The organism is Rhodococcus sp. 1168 (assembly GCF_002091955.1).
Classification (GTDB): domain Bacteria; phylum Actinomycetota; class Actinomycetes; order Mycobacteriales; family Mycobacteriaceae; genus Rhodococcoides.
Window position 1 is genome coordinate 1 of sequence record NZ_MKKY01000019.1, and the last position, 16,419, is coordinate 16,419.

Here is a 16,419-nt window from a genome sequence, read left to right on the forward strand (position 1 = left end):
CGACTGACATCAATCACACCGTGGCTCTAGAACGCGGTGGTCCGACTATCGGGGACCTGCCACTTCTCTCAAGTCAGCTCTTTCGAAGTGTTGAAATGAGGTCGTCGATCTCGGAATCGCTCAGTGCATTGTCAACTTTGCGTTCCGCTCGGACTATGAAGACCACGACCTCGGCGGTCGCATATCCGGGAGTGGCGACGACGTCGAATGTTGCTTCTCTCGAGGCGCAATGTTCCTCGGCTTCGGGGATATCTTTCACCGTGGCCCGGTATCGGACAGCGGGTTGGTTGTCGATCACGAATTTCTCGGGGCCGCTGATCGACACGGTCGGCTTCTGCGACTCATTGGCACCCGAAAAGATCATTTCTGCCTTCTCGACCTCGGCCAAAGCGGTCGCATTCAGATCCAGAGTGCGCCGTCCGGTGATGCCGGTCATCGCGCGTTCCGAGTGCTCGCCGTCCGAACACTCTGTCCTGCCGTAGAAGCCGAGGGCGCCGTACCTAGCTGATGTCCCGTCATCGCCGGTCCACCCCGCAACGCCCGTCTGCCAGACGTCCCAGCCGGTAGGAACCTCGTAGGTCAATCCGAACTTGGTTGCGATGGGTTGAGCTTGCCCGTCGGGTACCACGATCTTCGGGGGCGGCCGTTCCATAGACGGGAAACCCGGCGGCAGGGGAGGCGCGGTGGTCTTCGCAGCTGTCCCCGGTGGAGGCGTCGCAGCCATCACACCCTCGTATCGCTCCGGTACCTCCGGCGCGATTTTCGGCAGTCCCCACAGCAATGCGTTGAAGGCGGCCAGGCTTACTGCCAGTCCTGAAAGTTTTTTGCGTAGCCCCATGGCACTCCCCCCGAAGTCGCCGAAACGCTAACACGACGCAATGACAAGGTCGGCTCGAAAGCAGTCGGGCCGGTATGGTTGCCCTTATGAAACTGCTCGTTACCGGTGGCGCCGGGTTCATCGGTGCCAATTTTGTGCATCAGACCGTGGCCGAGCGACCCGACGCGCAGGTGACGGTGCTCGATGCCCTCACCTATGCGGGTAACCGCTCGTCGCTGGACTCGGTGGCAGACAATATCGACTTCGTCGAAGGTGACGTCGCTGATGCAGAACTGGTGAACCGGCTTGTCGCGGATGCCGATCTCGTGGTTCATTTCGCCGCGGAGTCGCACAACGACAACAGCTTGAGCAACCCGTGGCCGTTCGTCCACACCAACGTCATCGGTACGACGACGCTGCTGCAGGCCGTCCGCGAGCACGACATCCGCTACCACCACATCTCCACCGACGAGGTCTACGGGGACCTCGAGCTCGACGACCCGGCGCGTTTCACCGAGTCGACTCCGTACAACCCGTCGAGTCCGTATTCCTCGACGAAGGCATCGAGCGACCTTCTGGTGCGGGCGTGGGTGCGGTCGTTCGGGGTTCGCGCCACGATCTCGAACTGCTCCAACAATTACGGCCCGTACCAGCACGTAGAGAAGTTCATTCCCCGACAGATCACCAACATTTTGTCCGGTGCCAGGCCGAAGCTGTACGGCGACGGTCACAACGTGCGGGACTGGATCCACGTCGACGATCACAACCACGCGGTGTGGACGATCATCGAAAAGGGCGCGATGGGCGAAACGTATCTGATCGGCGCCGACGGGGAGAAGAACAACCGTGAGGTCCTCGAGACGATCCTCGAGGAAACCGGGCAGGCCGCCGACGCATTCGATTCCGTCACCGATCGACCGGGCCACGATCTGCGCTACGCGATCGACTCGACCAAGCTTGAAACCGAATTGGGTTGGACACCTGAGTACGTGGACTTCCGTAGCGGCCTGAAGGCGACGGTCGACTGGTACCGCGAGAACGAGCAGTGGTGGCGTCCGCAGAAGGATGCTACCGAGAGCGTCTACGCGGCCAAGGAATCAGTACTTCCTTAGCTCTTCGACATGCGGCGGCGCAGGAGTAGATACACTGCGCGCCTCATGAACGACGTCGCCAGGGCTTTCGTATTCCCGAGGCGGACATCGTTCTTGGACAACAGGTCCGGCACATCGGAGCTGAGCGATCGGTGGAAGTCCGCCGCCTGGCGAGCCTGCTGGGTTGCCAGCTCCACGCTCCACTGACCGGAACTGATCCGAAACGTCGCGAGCGGCTGCGCTATCGCGACGATGTCGCCGTGTAATGCCACGCTGATGTATGTGGCTTGGTCGATCAGGTACGGATGACTGTTGTCCCACAGTCCAATTGCCTGCAACACATTCCGCTTCATCAGTACGCAGCCGGGTTCGCCGAAAATATTGGCGCCTGCGCGGACAGCGGTGCGTGCGGCCTCCCTGCCTGACACCAGCCCGCTGAGCCCTCCCAACCCTCTGGCTGCGATCACGGTCTTACCGTTTGCATCGATGAGTGTTCGCTGTGACGCGACGAGTACAGCAGAAGGGTTGGCGTCGAATGCAGCAACTTGCACGTCGAGCGACGTCGGAAAGATCGTGTCGTCTCCGCATACCAGTTTCACCAATTCACCGGTGGCTTCGGCAGTGACGCGATCCCAGTTTCGTTTCGCACCGCCACCCGCTTCGGTGGTGAGCACTCTGATCCGGGGGTCGTCGTACTTCTCGATGATCGCCATCGTCTCGTCGGTGGACGAGTGATCAGCGATGACCAGTTCGAAATCGGTGAACGTCTGTCCAAGAATCGATTCGATCGTCTCGCCAATGTACTCAGCGTTGTTGTATGCCGGAACTACGACGGATACGCGTGGGCTCATGAGGCTGTCTTTCTGCGAAACGAGAAGTCGCGGTAGCCGAAGAAACTGACGACTGCCATCACTGCTGTGACGACCAATTGTGAAGGGATGGGCGGAAAGTGGAAAAACGATACCGCTACGGTCATCAACGAGATATTTGCGAGAAACGCACCGAAGTTGACTACGAAAAATCGCGACAGATCTCGAAGGAAGTGCCCGCGCACTCGGAATACCAGGTAGCGGTACATTGCGAATGCACAGAGCACATTGCACAGGTACCCCAGGACGATGGCGGAATGGTAGCCGTACCGCTCACCGATGACGAGTTGCCAGAGGATGAACCAGCCGGTACCGAGGGCAGTATTGATACCGCCCACCAGGAGAAATGCGAGCGCCTGGTTCTTCACTATGCGCATGAGCGGGCCAGGTGAGCCGGTCATTCCTGCAGGAGGAGAGGGAGTTTCGGGTTCGGTCATCTGCCGGCACCCAGTGCCTGGCGAGTCGCGTGGAGCGTAGATGCGATTCCCGCGGGCAATGTCCGGTGGGTTCGCCGGTCAATCTCTGGCCACACGGTCGAGCGCAGCCTGAGATCGCGTCCTTGGAACGCGGCCAGCGGCGACGCAGCGAGCACCACATTCGGTCGTCGACGAAACACAGTTCGACAGGCACCGAGGATCGAACCGATTGTGACGGCTTGCCCGGAGGCGAATATTTTCGTCGTCGGTGGGGCGGTTCGTCGAGCCGAAAGGGCCAGCGTGTCGGCCACCATCTCTGCCGCGTCGGAAACGTAGAGGTAGTCGCGAAGTGTGTCCATAGGAACGTAGATCGACACAGGTGACGCCATCAGATATCCACGGCACAGGTGCGAGATGAGTCCCTGTGGCTTGCTGAGGTTTTGGCCGGGCCCGTAGAGGTTGGCGAACCGCCCGATCACGACATTGATCCCGCTGCGTATGCCGAAGTTCACGGCGATGCTTTCAGAATCGAGTTTTGCCCGGCCGTAGTCGCCCAGTGGAACTACCTGTGTTTCCTCGTTGTGCGGCGCGCCGACGGCTCCGGCGTAGACGCCGCCTGCGGAGGAGGCGAGAAAGAATGTACCGTCGGCGGATTGCTTGCCTGCAATCTGCTCGAGGACGTCCGCGATGAGAGCGTTCTCTTCAGCGAATTCTGCTGCGCTAGTGCCGTTTACGCCTGCCCCTGCGGCCCAGACAATGTTCCAGGTGGCGTCGCTGAAGGATCCGAAGAACTTCGTGCAGTCCTGCATCAGAGTCGCTTTGGCTGATTCATGATCGGACCACGGCACATTGCTGGTGTAAACGATGTTCCCGCGGCGCCGAAGTTCGCGGTTGACCGAGGAGCCCAGTAGCCCACCGCTGCCGACAATCCACGTATACGTCGGGCTCACGCCGACGAGGTGGGTAGAGGTGGGTCGACTGTCGGCGTGGTCCGACCCAGCGGACCGTCGGCGGGGTCGGCAACGATCAGGTACGGAGGTTTACCCATCGCGGTCTTCACGTTGACGCCGACGTACTCGGCGACCACGCCCAGAGAGAACAGTGTGGCGCCGAAGCCGAACAAGAGGATGACCATCGTCGAGGCCCAACCGCGTACCTCGGATCCGAGATCGAACAGTAGATAGGAGGCGAGGACATACAGAACGAGCGCAAGACCGAGCCCAGCGAAGGCAACCCCGATGAGGCTGACCAGTCGCAGACCCTTCGTGCCGCTGGAAAGGACCATGCGCCAGAAATGCGACAGAAGAGTTCGCAGTCGGTACCCGGAGCGACGGCCGTGCTCCTCCCGAAGTTCTACGGGGCTGGTGGTGACTTCGCCGGCGATCCAACCGAGCGCGACGTCGAGATAGGCCTCGGAACCCGCATATGCAGCCACCGAGCGGCCGACCTCACCGAGGACGAGGCGGTAGCTCTGATAGCTCACAGTGTTGTCCGCGGCCATCGCCTTTGCAATGAGCCATTTGGATCCGCGTGAGGCGGCGTTGCGCCAGAATCCATGCGGCGCAGCGTTTGTCGGCTTGGCATAGACGACAGACGCTCGAAGATCGAGAGCCGTGTCGAGCAGGCCACCGATGTCTGCCGGATCGTGCTGGCCGTCCTCGTCCATGGTGACGATCCACTCACCGCCGCTCGACGCCATTCCTGCGAGGGTGGCGGGATGCTGCCCGAAGTTGCGGCTGAGCCATACGCCGCGGACAAAGGTGTGTTCTTCGGTGAGTGCGCGGATCACATCGGCCGAGTTGTCGGGTCCGTGATCGAAGACCAGCAATACTTCCTCGACGATCAGCGGGCGACCACCCGGGGAGTAGGTCACCGACGTAAGCGGCAGTATTTCGCCGATGAGCGTGCGCAGCGTCTGCTCACCTTGATAGACCGGCACCACGATAGAGATGCGGTGCGGATCGGGGGCGGCGTCAGGCTGTGGCATCACGGGGTGTGAGCCTATCTGCTGTCTGCGGAACTGATGCGGTCCGACGCCTCGGGTTCGGTGATGTTCTCGACCGACAACCCGTCGCCGGCTCGTCTCGGACGGCGTCGACGCAGGTCGAAGACGACGAGTACAGCCAGCAGAAGAACTCCGCCCGCGACCCCGACCAGGCCTAGTCGCTGACCGGGGGGCCGGAACGACATCGAGAGGTCGGCGTTGTCGGTCCCGGCAGGCAGGTCGACGTAGAGGAAGATGTCACCAAGACCTTTGGTCTGCAGTGGCTCACCGTTCAACGTCGCGCTGTACCCGGGCCAGGCCAACCGCGCGAAGACGACGCTGCCGCCTGTCGGCGAGCTCACGTTCACCTTTTCGGAGTTCGCGCTGGACGACTGCGGCACTGCTGTGGCGTCGACTGTTGCCACCACCCGCCCGATGTCTTCGGGAATGAGACCGTCGATACGTTCGAGTACGTAGGTCTGACGCTCGGCTTCAGCCGTCGGAGGGGTGACCCACTTCCATCCGGGAGGGGCAGGTTGCGAATTCGCGAGCGGGTACTGGTTCTCCTGGAGGACGACGCGATCCAGACGCATCAGATCGGCGTAGGTCTTACCTGTGTAGATCTCCACTTGAAAAAGTCGCCGGAACGCGTCAGGGCAGGTGGATCCCTCGTGCTGGAGGCAGAGCAGATTGGCGAAGTCGAGGTAACCGACCGGGGTGTAAGCGTTGACGTAGTCGAGACCGAGAACTTTGGCAGAGTTTCCGTAAACCTGCGAGTGCCACGGTAGCCGAGGGTCGTCGGCGCTGTCGGCGCTGGTTTCTGTCAACGTACGGCTGCCGAGTTGCAGCGTCTCGCCCTCCCACTGCGGGAATTCGGACCTGGCCTCGGACTGTGTCGTCGGAAGCCACCATTTCGCGAAGGGCGGGTCGTACGCGGCAACCTGATACATCGCAACGGGCGCGATGGTGAGAAGGAGCAACGCTGCCGTTGCGCGGGTGGAAAACCGGTGGGCGAGGAACAGTGCCACGGCGCCGAAGGCGGCGATCAGTAGACCGGACGCGACGTGACGACCGAAAAGTTCGGGACCTGACGAACCTGCCCTGAGCACGAGGATCACGGTCAGCAGGGATGCGGCAAGTAGGCGCGGGCGGAGCTTGTCCAAGGTTCCGTACCTGCTCACCAACGTCGCTACGAGGATCAACGCGACAATAGCGACGAACGGAAGGATGCGCGCTGGCCAACGTATCGGCCCGATATCGCTCGGACCTGCGGTGAAGACAAGGGCGAACACAAGCAGAATCAAGGGGGCCGTCAGCTCGCGGAGAGCGGCGGGCACGCGCCTCCACGCTACGAACGCCAGGGCAGGGACGAGGAACCAGGCGATATACGTGACAGGTGAAGCGGTCGTCTCGCCCGACCAGGATTCGATACTTGTCACCGACGTCGGAATGCTCGCAGTCAGCGTCTCCGACCATGGGGCAGTCAAGAAGTTGTCATTGAAGGTGCCTTCCTCTCCGCTGCGCCACGTCACCGATGACGTCAGGACACCGGGCAGGAAGGTGATGGCCCCGCACGATGCAGCAGCAATCCCGACCCCGGCCACTCTCAAAGCAGGCCTCCACTGACGCTGGAAGACCCATTCTCCGATTGCCACCGAGCCGACAACGACCCCTGCCATGACGGCGGCGTGTACGTATCCCACGCTGATAGCGAGATACAGGAATACAAACGGCATGATCGGGCCGGAGCGCCCACGTGCGTAGGACACCGAGCTGGCCCACGCGTTCATGATCCACGCGGTTCCTATGAGCGCGGTGACCCACGAGGTGTTCTCGAAGAAAAGTGTGAATCCGACGAATGGTGCACTGGCACCTGCGACCGCGGCCCACGACGGTCGGGAACCGTAGGCGAGGGCGACGCGGTATACGCCCCACGCCAGCACGATGGAGAACCCGAGTTTCACACCAGTCGCGAGCAACGCCAGGTTGTCGATCGAGGGAGAGAGGTAATTGATAGCCATCTGGACCGGGTTCCAGAGCCCGCCCTGGCCCTCGACGGGATAGTTGCCCGACATCCATTGGTCCAACACAAGCGAAGGAAACTGGCCCTCGCGCATGATCCGTCCAAGTTGCAACCAATTGGGCACGGCACCGGATTCGGTGTCGTCTATATAGAAGAACCGCGGATCCACGCTGAGGACGAGTAGATACCCGAGTACGACGACCGCAGCGACGGCCGCTGCCCACAGGGCACGCTCTTTGCGGCTGCCGAGCGCAGCGCTGTGGACGTGCTCGGCTCGGCTGGGGATCACTGTTCACTCCGTGAATCTGGTTGACGACAACCGACTGTATCGCGCTGCATCCTCACAGCAGAAACGGTGCGCACCGTGCGTCGACCCGTTGACGGCGGGGGTTGTGCGACCATGGACAGTGATTCTTCGACAAGATGGGGTTCTTCTAGGTATGGACGGCACTGCTCTCAATCGTCTCGATGCACCATCGAGCGGCCTCGGCACCGCGGTTGCCGCAGGCTCGTGCGGATTGACCGCGCAGCGTCTGCTCTTCGACGGACCTTCCCCACTGGTCAGTGCCGATATGTATGCGAACGTCGCGAAGGGAAATGCCGAGCGCTCGCGCTACGTGGCCGTACTCTCCAAGCGCACGACCGTCGACACCAACAGCTACTTCGGACGGTTCCCGGCCAGCTACTGGCAGCGGTGGACCGACGTCACCGAGGTCAGATTCGAAGCTGCGGTCACCGGGGCAGGGCGCATCGACATCGTCGCAACCGACTCGAAGGGTCGTAGGCGGACGGTTTCGAGCACCACGGTCGACACGGACGGGCAGTCGAGCCGTCTCAGTATGGCGGTGAAGGTTCAGCAGTTTCTCGACGGCGGTGCCTTGTTCGTCAGGTTCACCACCAGCTCGGGCGAGCTGACTGTGGAAAGCGCCGAGTGGTCGGTCGACGCACCGGAGAAGCTGCGTCCTACCTCGGTTGTCATCTGTACTTTCAACCGCGCCGACGACTGTGCGAACACCTTGGCCGCGATGGCGGACGATCCGATCGCGCTGAACGGAGTCGACAACGTATATGTGGTCGATCAGGGCACGGATCAGGTGCAGACACGCACGAAGTTCCAACGAGTTTCGGCCGAGCTCGGCGACCAACTGGTCTACATAACCCAGCCCAACCTCGGCGGGGCGGGCGGATTCACCCGCGGCCTGTACGAGGTGCAAGGTAAGGGCGGGGATCCCGCGAACGTCATCTTCATGGACGATGACGTGCTGTGTGAGCCCGAGGCGCTCGTCCGGATGAATGCATTCGCGAACAAGACCGTCGAGCCCGCGATCATCGGAGCGCAGATGCTCTATCTGCTGCATCCCGATCGCGTGCACGTAGGCGCCGAGGTTGCCAATCTGCAGAAGATCGAAGCAGGTCTCCACGTCAAGGACGCGATCTCGGACAAGAGCGCGCTGAAGAAGAAGCAGGACATTCGCGTCGACGCCGGTTACAACGGTTGGTGGTCGTGCCTGATCCCGTCGGAGATCGTCTCGCAGATCGGCTACCCGCTACCTTTGTTTTTCCAGTGGGACGACATCGAGTACGGCTACCGCGCTCGCGCGAACGGCTTTGCCACTGTCACCCTGCCCGGCGCTGCCGTGTGGCATGCGGACTTCGCGTGGAAGGACTGGGACGAGTGGCACAGGTACTTCAATCTCCGCAACGGCATGATCACCGCTGCGTTGCACGGAGGCCTCGACGGTAGAAAGCTTGCGCGCCAGCTGAGTACCGATCTGTTCCGCTACCTGGTCTCGATGCAGTACGGGATGGCGTTCACCTTGATAAAGGCCATCGAGGATTTCCTTGGCGGCCCGAGCAATCTTGTCGACGGCGGCATGGAAGCCGCCGGGGCGATTCGCCGTGAGCGGGCAGCGTACGGGGAGACCAAGCGGCACAACGCAAATGCGGTGCCCGACGTTCGTCCAGCAGACATGTTCATCACCCCGGCAGGTCCGACTCCGAACAAGAAGCTGGAATGGGCTGTGCTGGCCAAGCGGGTTCTCAATCAGTGGCGTGGGCGAGTTCACCCCGGACCGGTCGCGATCTCGGCGGAAGACGCACATTGGTGGCACGTGTCCCTGTTCGCGCATGCAGTCGTTACGGATCGCTCACAGGAAGGTGTCCGAGTTCGCAAGCGCGACAAGAATGCTGCCAAGATGCTGTTCAAACGCGGAGTGCAGGCGCTGCGTCGTCTGCGGACCGAAACCGCCGACGTGTCCGACGCTTACCGAATCGCAATGCCCGAACTGACGAGTCGCGAGAACTGGGCCCGGCTCTACAGCTGACGAGGTTGCCAACGACGGGTTCCATTGGATCACGTGGACTCCCGCCGCCCAGCCCGAAATAGAGATCGTCCTGTCGCAGCCTTCCCGGCGTGTTGTTTCGTACCGACAACCTCGATGCGACGTTCGAAAAGGTGCGGGCAGCGGCTAACGCCGAAATCTTGCAGGAACCCGGGAGTCAGCCGTGGGTGTCCGTGACGCCGCGTTCCGTGACCCGGCAGGAAACCTCGTTCGAATTTCTCAGGCCTGATCGGCACTACTTGCCGGCAGCGTTGGAGCTCGACGGATCCGCACGACCACCTGCTCGTTGTCCGCGGTGTAACCGAGGTAGTCGAATTCGGTCCCCGTGCGTGCGACGAACTCCGTCCAGGCGCGGTACTCGTGGTTGCGCCAGCCCGGGAAGTTGAAGTACTCGTCGAAGGCGATGACGGTCCCGACTACGAGTCGGTCGGCGACCAGGTCGAGCACCGTGATCGTCGACGAGTACAGGTCCGCGTCGAGGTGCAGGAACGCCAGGTTGTCGTCGTGGTGCTTCAAGAACTCGGGCAGCGATTCCTCGAACAAACCAGGCACGATTTCGGCACCGGGGACCTGGGGCAGGTTCTCCTGCTCGAACAGGCCTTTCGGGAATCCGCTGCGCCAGGTTTCGGGTAACCCGGAGAAGACATCGAAGCCGGCGACGATCGTCACGTCCTTGTTCGACGCGGACTCCTCGGCGATGATTTCCAGGGTGGTGCCGCTGGCTACCCCGAATTCGAGTGCCATGCCGGGGACGGACACCTCACCGAGCGCGAAGCGGAGCGTCGCGTGCGGACGGAGGAAGGTCGGTGCTTTGGGCATGACCTCCTCGGCGAACTCGGCGCTCTGCGCCGCTGCCTCGACGTCGGATGCGTACGGGATGTCACGTCGCATACGCATTTCGAGGCCGCGAATGAACGCGTGAAGGTCGTCGATCTCTCGGCGTTGACGGTCGAGGATCTCGAGAAGCTTGGCTTGCTGAGTGCCTGTCTGCTCGGCCAACTGGGCCGTCTGCTTGTCTAGAACTTCGCCGATTGTTCGCTGGATCTTCTCGCGTGCCGAATGCCGAAGTCGATCCGTCAGCTTCCGAGGTTCCGTCATGCGCACACGGTAGCCGAGGATGGCACGGTGTCACATGCTCAGGGCCCCCGACTTACCGCCGGAAATGCTCCCGCCGGCCGAGGCGCCGAAGCCGCAACCACTCGGCGAGTCCCTTCGGGTTGTGAGTCGTCACAAGGAAGTACCAGCCGAATCGAATCCATTCCTGCGGCAGCAGCTTTCGCATTCCGGGTTGCGACATCAGGTATCCGCGATTTCGGTACGTGAAGTACCGCTTCGTCGCGTCGTCTGGATACTGCGTGTGCATACGTCCGCCGAGGATCGGCTTGAATTCTGCGGCACCGTTGGGGTGCACATACGCCGTCGTCAAGCAGGTGCCGAACTTCAAGCCCGAGCGCTGCAACCGTCGATGCACCTCGACCTCGTCGCCGCGGACGAACAGTCGTAGATCCGGTACCCCCACCGCATCGATGGTCGACGCCTTGAATAGTGCGCCGTTGAACAGCGAAGCGATGCCTTCGAGTAGATCGTCTTCGGGATTCTGCGGGTCGATCAATTCCGAACGAAGGCGTCGCCACGAGGTTCCGCGGCGCAGTGGGAACGCGAGCCGATCGGGATCGTCGATGTCGCAGACGACGGGGGAGACCTCGTCGAGGCCGTGCTTCTGTGCACAGGCGTAGAGCGTCGCGAGGACGTCGGGCCCCTCGGGTCTGCCGTCGTCGTCGGCGAGGAAGACCCAATCGGCCCCGAGGGACAGCGCGTAAAGAATGCCGAGTGCGAAGCCGCCGGCTCCACCGAGATTGTGATGTGACCCAAGATAGGTGGTCGGGATGTCCGCCGACTCGACCAGTGTGCGGACCGCATCCTCGTGTGCATTGTCGACGACGACGAGATGATCGAGCGGCCGACTCTGATGCGAGATGACGTCCAGCGACAGCGCGAGGAGCTCACGACGCTTGTGGGTGACGATCACCCCGACAATTTTCTCAGGCACTGTCGCGCTCGAGTTCCTTCAGAATCGTCGCGACGTGATCGCCTGCGTCGTCGCCCTCGTAGGCCCGGACGACCTCCTCGATTCCGCCTTCTTGACGGATCTGTCCGTGATCGATCCACATTGCGCGGTCGCACAGTTGGGCCAGGAATTCGTTGGAGTGGCTGGCGAACACCAGAATCCCGGAGCGCTTGACCAGCTCCTGAAGGCGGATACGAGCCTTTTTCATGAACTCGGCATCGACGGCACCGATACCTTCGTCGAGCAGCAGAATCTCTGGGTCGATGCTGGTGACGACGCCCATCGCGACGCGCACCCGCATGCCCGTCGAGTATGTCCGTAGCGGCATGTCGAGGTACTCGCCGAGCTCGGTGAAATCAGCGATCTCGTCCATCTTCGCGAGCATTTGCTTGCGTGTCTGGCCGAGGAAGAGTCCGCGGATGATGATGTTCTCGTAGCCGGAGATCTCGGGGTCCATTCCGACGCCCAGATCGAACACCGGTGCGACGCGGCCGCGGATCGAAGCGCTGCCCCGGGTGGGCTCGTAGATGCCCGACAGCAGTCGCAGCAGCGTCGACTTGCCTGCACCATTGTGTCCGACGAGCCCGATCCGGTCGCCGTCCTTCAAGTCCATCGTGATGTTCTTGAGCGCCTCGACCACGACGACGTCGGAGGAGTTCCGATCGATGGCCCCACCGGCTTTGCCGAGGAATGCTTTCTTCAACGAACGCGTCTTGGCGTCGAAGATGGGGAAGTCGACGCAAGCGTCATGCGTTCTGATGCTGACAGACAAAGTTTCAGACCCCTAAACCCAGTAGGGCACGCGGGCCCGGTATTTCTTGAGCGCGAAGATGGCGAGCAGCCAGCCGACAATCGTGAACGCGATCACGATGTACCAGTGGTAGAGCTCCTGAGTTTCGCCGAGCATGGGTGCCCGGATGATGTCGAGATAGTGAAAGAGCGGGTTGAGCTCGACCAATTTGGCCCGCTTTGCGGCGTCGCCGCCCATCGATTCGAGGCCTGCCGTGGTCCACACGATCGGAGTCATGAAGAACAACAGCGTGACCATGCTGCCAAGAATCGGCGCGATGTCGCGGTAGCGGGTGGAGACGATGCCGAACAGAATCGCAACCCACAGCGCGTTCAGTGAGATCAGTGCGAGAGCCGGGATAGCAGCCAGATCGGACCAATGGAAACCGTTCGGCGGGAAGAACACGGCGATGATGATCACGTAGATCAGCAGGTTGTGGCCCAGCAGCAGCAGTTGACGCCACACCAGCCGATAGATGTGCACACTCAGCGCGCTGGGCAGCTGCTTGATCAGCCCCTCGTTCGCGACGAACACATCGGCACCTTCGAGGATCGATGCACTGATCAGACCCCAGATTATGAGGCCGACGGTGACGTGCGGCAGGAAGGTCTTCAGGTCGACGTCCAGAAGTACCGAATACAACAAGCCCATCGCGACGGCTTGGACCCCGGTGGCGATCGTGATCCAAAAGGGTCCGATCACCGATCGGCGGTAGCGCTGCTTGATGTCCTGCCAACCGAGATGCAGCCACAGCTCTCGCTGGCTGAGTCCTGTCGTCAGATCGCCGAAAGCGCGCTTGAACGTCTGTGAGTCCGAAACAGGAACGGGAACGGGCACGCGCTCTCCTGCTTCGCTCTCGAAATTCTTCGGTGGGGCCGACACGACGGTCGACCCTACCCGTTTACAGGTACTGACCGGTACCGCCTCCGCCACCAGGGCCTCCCATGCCGGGGTTCATAATTCCCCCGGCCGGAAGTGCGCCCTGACGCATCTGCTCGAGCTGAGCGCGTGCGGCCATCTGCTGAGCGAACAGAGCCGTCTGAATTCCGTGGAAGAGACCCTCGAGCCATCCGACGAGCTGGGCCTGTGCGATGCGCAGTTCGGCGTCGGAGGGAATGGCGTCTTCCCCGAAGGGCAGCGCGAGGCGTTCGAGTTCGTCGCGGAGTTCGGGCGCCAAGCCCTGTTCGAGTTCGCGAATCGACGACTGGTGGATGTCTTTGAGTCGGGTTCGGCTGGCGTCGTCGAGGGGCGCGAGGCGCACTTCCTCGAGCAACTGTTTGATCATTGTGCCGATGCGCATGACCTTGGCGGGTTGCTCGACCATGTCCGAAAGAGGCTGGTCGGCGTCGGTCGGATCGACGTTCTGATGCGGCCCGCTGTCGGCTGCCCGTGCGGCTGCAGCGGTTGCCTCCGCGCGGCTCAGTGCGAGAGGCTCTCCATTGGGGCCGATCACGACGACATGGTCACCGGCTTCGGGATTCGAGTTCGAGTCCGATTGCGTCATAACGCTATCCTTGCGCGTTGCCAGGTATTGCGCGACGAGCGGGTCCAATTATCCTGTTTGTGGGGCGGGATCGGGGGAAACAACCGTGCGAGTCGACAGGGCGGCGGATGCGAATAAGGGATGTGGAAAACACGCTCACGAAATCGACGCTTAGAGTGTCCGGCATGGGGTATGACGTCGCACGTGTCAGAGGGTCGATTCCCTCACTGGGCGACGGCTGGATCCACCTCGATCCACAAAACGGGATGCAGATCCCCGATCGTGTGTCGACCGCGGTGTCGACCGCGTTTCGTGGAAGTGCGCCGAATCACACCTCCGGACACATGTCCTCGCGTCGCAGCGCCGGGCTCCTCGAAGCAGCCAGGCAGGCGATTGCCGACCTCGTCGGCGGTGACCCGGCAGGGGTAGTGCTCGGGCCCGATCGTGGAACGATGCTGGCGTGGCTCGCGGAGTCGCTGTCGCCCCGTCTCGGTCTCGGGACCGGTCTGGTTCTCTCTCGGCTCGACGAGGAAGCGAACGTTGCACCCTGGCTACGCATCGCCAATCGCTACGGCGCACGTGTGAGCTGGGCCGAGGTCGAGATCGACACCTGTGAGCTGCCAAGCTGGCAGTTCGAGGAGCTGATCACGTCCAGTACCCGACTCGTGGCTGTCACTGCTGCGTCACCGATCGTCGGCTCGGCTCCCAACGTCCGGGTCGCGGCCGATCGTGTCCACGCCGTCGGCGGCCTCATCGTCGTCGACGCTGCGGGTGCGGCACCGTACGCCCACGTCGATATCGAAGAACTCGGCGCCGACGTCCTTGCCATCAACGCTTCCGCGTGGGGTGGGCCTCAGGTCGGTGCGCTCGTGTTCAGAGATCCCAGCTTGATCGACCGCATCCCGTCGATGTCGCTCGACCCGTTTGCGAAGGGCGCCGAGCGCTTGGAGGTCAGTGGGCACCAGTACGCGTTGCTTGCCGGTGTCGTGTCCTCGATCGACTATCTCGCCAATCTCGACGAAGAGGCCGCTGGAACGCGACGCGAACGCCTCCAGCTGTCCATCGGTTCGCTGCAGGACTACCACGACAAATTGTTCGACTATTTGATCCGGCGACTGGCAACGCTCGATCATGTGATGGTTCTCGGTGACTCTCCCAGCCGCATTCCCACGCTCAGCTTCACGGTCTCGGGAACCTCTGCCGAAAAGGTTGCCGAGCACCTCGCTCAGGCCCGGATCGGTACGGCCAGCGGAATCCACAGCGGAAGCCGATTGCTCGACGCGTTGGGTGTCAACGACGAGGGCGGTGCCGTCACCATCGGGCTCGCTCCGTATACGACGCGATATGAGATCGATCAGCTCGTCGAAGCATTGTCGAAGCTGGCGTAGACGCCCGACCGCACGAGGTAGGTGCCGCCGGGCGTCTACTGCACCATTACTGCACTCGCAGGATTACCTTGCCGATTGTGTCTTCGGCGTCGAGCATTCGATGTCCCTGTGCCGCATCGGTAATCGGAATTTCGGCGTAGATGATGGGGCTGATCTGTCCTTCGCTGATCATCGGCCATAGGCGAGCTGTCATGTCCGAGACGATGTTCGCTTTACTCGAAGGTCCGGTTTCGGGTCTACCGCGTAACCCAGCGGCGTGAATAGTTCCGCGTTTGCCGAGCAGTGCGCCGAAGTTCAACTCACCCTTGACTCCGCCCTGCATGCCGATCGTGATGAGAGTGCCATCCATTGCCAGCGCATTCACGTTGGGCTGCAAGTATTTTGCGCCCATGTTGTCGAGTATCAGATCGGCGCCGTGACCGTCGGTTTCGGATCGCAACACCTCGACGAAGTCCTGGTTCTTGTAGTCGATGGTGATGTCCGCGCCGAGCGTCCTACAAAAGTCGAGTTTGTATGTCGAGCCGGCCGTGACTGCGACGGTGACGCCGAAAGCCTTTGCGACCTGAATGGCGTGCGTGCCGATGCCGCTGCCGCCACCGTGGATCAACAGGACCTGTCCGGATCGCATACCGCCGTACATGATGAGATTCGACCAAACAGTCGACGCCACCTCGGGAAGTGCCGCTGCCGCATGTAGATCGAGTTCACCGGGAATGGGGAACAGCTGGGTCGACGGCACGACGACCTGTTCGGCGTAGCCGCCACCCGCGAGTAGTGCGCATACACGGTCGCCGACGTTCCAGTCGTGGACGCCTTCACCGAGCTCGGAAATCACGCCCGAACATTCGAGCCCTAAAATTTCGCTCGCACCGGGAGGCGGTGGGTAGTGGCCTTGCCGCTGCATGAGGTCGGCGCGGTTGATCGCGGTGGCAGCGACGTCGACGACGACTTGGCCACGGCCCGGACGCGGATCAGCGACCTCGGTCCACGCCATGACGTCGGGGGACCCGAACTCGGTCAGTGTTATTGCGTGCATGGCTTCCAGCGTAGGCGTGGCGACGCAGCCACATTCAACGTCCCGGCGGTGTGTGATTCCCGGCTCGTTTCGGCAAACATTGTCAGGACAAATCGGACATCAATGGCAGGGA

The 16,419-nt window shown here is 61.9% G+C and carries 15 protein-coding genes and 1 pseudogene; 4 read left to right on the forward strand and 12 right to left on the reverse strand.

Annotated features, from left to right (window positions below):
- Nucleotides 1-73: 73 nt before the first annotated feature.
- Nucleotides 74-838, reverse strand: coding sequence for a hypothetical protein (locus BJI47_RS01060; RefSeq protein ID WP_254900324.1), 765 nt, complete (start codon nt 836-838; stop codon nt 74-76).
- An 86-nt stretch (nt 839-924) separates the two neighbouring features.
- On the opposite strand from BJI47_RS01060, the gene rfbB reads away from it, so the two are divergent.
- Complete coding sequence (gene rfbB, locus BJI47_RS01070; protein ID WP_088941980.1) at nt 925-1,929, forward strand: dTDP-glucose 4,6-dehydratase; 1,005 nt, start codon at nt 925-927, stop codon at nt 1,927-1,929.
- Here the strand turns inward: rfbB and BJI47_RS01075 are convergent.
- The 5 genes from BJI47_RS01075 to BJI47_RS01095 are packed head-to-tail and all read right to left on the reverse strand — an operon-like array spanning nt 1,926 to nt 7,489.
- Nucleotides 1,926-2,759 (reverse strand): glycosyltransferase, encoded by an 834-nt coding sequence (locus tag BJI47_RS01075; protein ID WP_088941981.1) that lies wholly within the window; start codon nt 2,757-2,759, stop codon nt 1,926-1,928. The two genes, rfbB and BJI47_RS01075, sit on opposite strands and share 4 nt — an antisense overlap.
- Nucleotides 2,756-3,214, reverse strand: coding sequence for a GtrA family protein (locus tag BJI47_RS01080; RefSeq protein ID WP_088941982.1), 459 nt, complete (start codon nt 3,212-3,214; stop codon nt 2,756-2,758). Before BJI47_RS01080 ends, BJI47_RS01075 begins: the two co-directional genes overlap by 4 nt.
- The gene (locus BJI47_RS01085) at nt 3,211-4,143 is read right to left on the reverse strand and encodes an NAD(P)-dependent oxidoreductase (RefSeq protein WP_088941983.1); all 933 of its coding nucleotides are present in this window, start codon (nt 4,141-4,143) and stop codon (nt 3,211-3,213) included. Before BJI47_RS01085 ends, BJI47_RS01080 begins: the two co-directional genes overlap by 4 nt.
- Nucleotides 4,140-5,180, reverse strand: a complete 1,041-nt coding sequence (locus tag BJI47_RS01090; RefSeq protein WP_176224622.1) for a glycosyltransferase — start codon at nt 5,178-5,180, stop codon at nt 4,140-4,142. Before BJI47_RS01090 ends, BJI47_RS01085 begins: the two co-directional genes overlap by 4 nt.
- 14 nt (nt 5,181-5,194) lie before the next feature.
- On the reverse strand, nt 5,195-7,489 hold the full coding sequence (locus BJI47_RS01095; protein ID WP_088941984.1) for a hypothetical protein: 2,295 nt from the start codon (nt 7,487-7,489) through the stop codon (nt 5,195-5,197).
- A 151-nt stretch (nt 7,490-7,640) separates the two neighbouring features.
- Here BJI47_RS01095 and BJI47_RS01100 point away from each other — a divergent pair, with 151 nt between their 5' ends.
- Nucleotides 7,641-9,524: a glycosyltransferase gene (locus BJI47_RS01100; protein ID WP_088941985.1), complete on the forward strand. Its 1,884-nt coding sequence runs from the start codon at nt 7,641-7,643 to the stop codon at nt 9,522-9,524.
- A gap of 101 nt (nt 9,525-9,625) precedes the next feature.
- Nucleotides 9,626-9,771: pseudogene (locus BJI47_RS24385) on the forward strand (VOC family protein); the annotation flags it as partial.
- On the opposite strand, the gene BJI47_RS01110 reads toward BJI47_RS24385, so the two are convergent.
- The 5 genes from BJI47_RS01110 to BJI47_RS01130 form a co-directional block, all read right to left on the reverse strand.
- A complete protein-coding gene (locus BJI47_RS01110) occupies nt 9,762-10,640 on the reverse strand; it encodes a TylF/MycF/NovP-related O-methyltransferase (RefSeq protein ID WP_088941986.1) in 879 nt (292 codons plus the stop codon). The pseudogene BJI47_RS24385 and the gene BJI47_RS01110 overlap by 10 nt on opposite strands.
- Before the next feature lie 52 nt (nt 10,641-10,692).
- Nucleotides 10,693-11,592, reverse strand: coding sequence for a glycosyltransferase (locus tag BJI47_RS01115; protein WP_088941987.1), 900 nt, complete (start codon nt 11,590-11,592; stop codon nt 10,693-10,695).
- Entirely contained in the window at nt 11,585-12,382 is a 798-nt protein-coding gene (locus BJI47_RS01120; RefSeq protein ID WP_088941988.1) for an ABC transporter ATP-binding protein, read from the reverse strand. The genes BJI47_RS01115 and BJI47_RS01120 overlap by 8 nt, the downstream gene beginning before the upstream one ends.
- A gap of 12 nt (nt 12,383-12,394) precedes the next feature.
- Nucleotides 12,395-13,237 carry an ABC transporter permease gene (locus BJI47_RS01125; protein ID WP_254900325.1) on the reverse strand — a complete coding sequence of 281 codons (843 nt, stop codon included), beginning with the start codon at nt 13,235-13,237 and terminating at the stop codon, nt 12,395-12,397.
- 64 nt (nt 13,238-13,301) lie between these two features.
- The gene (locus BJI47_RS01130; protein WP_088941990.1) at nt 13,302-13,904 is read right to left on the reverse strand and encodes a bacterial proteasome activator family protein; all 603 of its coding nucleotides are present in this window, start codon (nt 13,902-13,904) and stop codon (nt 13,302-13,304) included.
- 164 nt (nt 13,905-14,068) lie between these two features.
- On the opposite strand from BJI47_RS01130, the gene BJI47_RS01135 reads away from it, so the two are divergent.
- The gene (locus BJI47_RS01135) at nt 14,069-15,271 is read left to right on the forward strand and encodes a cysteine desulfurase-like protein (protein ID WP_088941991.1); all 1,203 of its coding nucleotides are present in this window, start codon (nt 14,069-14,071) and stop codon (nt 15,269-15,271) included.
- Nucleotides 15,272-15,317: 46 nt separating this feature from the next.
- On the opposite strand, the gene BJI47_RS01140 is transcribed toward BJI47_RS01135, so the two are convergent.
- Nucleotides 15,318-16,307, reverse strand: a complete 990-nt coding sequence (locus BJI47_RS01140) for an NAD(P)H-quinone oxidoreductase (RefSeq protein ID WP_088941992.1) — start codon at nt 16,305-16,307, stop codon at nt 15,318-15,320.
- Nucleotides 16,308-16,419 lie beyond the last annotated feature (112 nt).